Below are 1,336 nucleotides of genomic sequence, written 5' to 3'. Positions count from 1 at the left end.
GATGGGATGGAAGCACAAAGTGCCAATTGGCCGGATGATATTGCCGGTTCTATTTATAACCATTCCTCAACATTTGAAGGAGGTTTAACAGTAACAACAGTAGATGGTGATATTAGTGGGGGCGGTAGCTCAAAAGAGTCTGATGGAGGGGATAAAAAGAAAAAGAAGAAAGATGGTCCTATACCCCCCAAAAATAATTATCAAAAGCCGGATTTAAAGCATGTGCCATCTTTTAATGATTTTATTACTCCAGTTTCACAAACAACAAATGAGACAAAACAAGAAAGTAAAACAGCAACAAACATTGCAGGCAAATTAGTAGAAACAACAGCACAAGCATTGGAAGCTACTAAGCAGGCTACAATAGGTGCACAAAAGCTTGCAAACAGCATGTCTGGAACTGCTTCTGAAGTTTTAAACGGTGGTAAAATTGTTGAAGTTGCAAGCAGAGATCTTGCAATTGCAAGTGCAGGCATTACTGTAGTTGATGGCATACAGCATGGGTTTAAAGCTCATCATGTTGTGGACTTAGCAATTTCAGGTGGTATTTATTTTCTGTGTGGATCAATTCCAGTTGCAGGTTGGATTGTCGGAGGGGCATATTTTATAACGAATATTATAGTGGAATCAAAAACAGGGCATAGCATTACAGAAAACTTATTTGACTCAGGGAAATATTAAATTTATATGTACGATTATATTTTTTGGATATTATACAGTCGAAATATTAACCGAAATAAAGGTGAATGGTTAAGTAGAAACAATGCAAGTGGAGTAGTTTTTTTTGCAATTTTTATACATATAGCTTTTTTTATACAAATAATAAAAAAAATTGTTGGTAGCAAATCTGGATTAAGAATTATAAACTTTAATAGTACAATTTTAATTGTTGTATTCTTATTGTGTATTCTTTGCGTTTATCTATACTACAATAAATACAGAATTGCAAGGATTGAAAGAAAATATAAAAACAGCAATAGTGCTTATATAAAGTTTGGTGGTTGGATTGTAGCTATACTAATATTTGTCCCTTTATTAATAATTATTATTCTTGGCTGGAAAGGATAAATTAATATTAAAAAAAAGCTTCAGTGATGCAGTAAGCTCCCCCCAAAGTTTTACATTTGAACTTAGCTTTAACCCAAAAGCTAGCTAACTTTAAATTTTCGAAGTTCAAATAAATAATAAAAGCAATTTTTTTCTTTTATTAATCGTTTTGTTATTTTGTAATTAATCAGCTTCCGGGTCAAGTATAAATTTTGACGGCAAAACGCCTACACAAGCAATGATTAATAAAATTGGAGCACAATATTATCTACTAAATAAGGCGCTAATT

2 protein-coding genes are annotated in these 1,336 nt (G+C 32.4%); both read left to right on the top strand.

Annotated elements, in window-relative coordinates:
• A partial coding sequence (locus LX80_RS14560) for a hypothetical protein (protein ID WP_170120480.1) occupies positions 1-681 on the top strand: 681 nt, incomplete at its 5' end.
• 6 nt (positions 682-687) lie between these two features.
• Entirely contained in the window at positions 688-1,068 is a 381-nt protein-coding gene (locus LX80_RS14350; protein WP_111297333.1) for a hypothetical protein, read from the top strand.
• The last annotated feature ends 268 nt before the right edge of the window (positions 1,069-1,336 follow it).

The sequence above is a fragment of the Hydrotalea sandarakina genome (assembly GCF_003254115.1).
GTDB lineage: Bacteria > Bacteroidota > Bacteroidia > Chitinophagales > Chitinophagaceae > Hydrotalea > Hydrotalea sandarakina.
The sequence above is the reverse complement of the archived record's forward strand: the minus strand, read 5'-3'. Positions and strand labels throughout refer to the sequence as shown.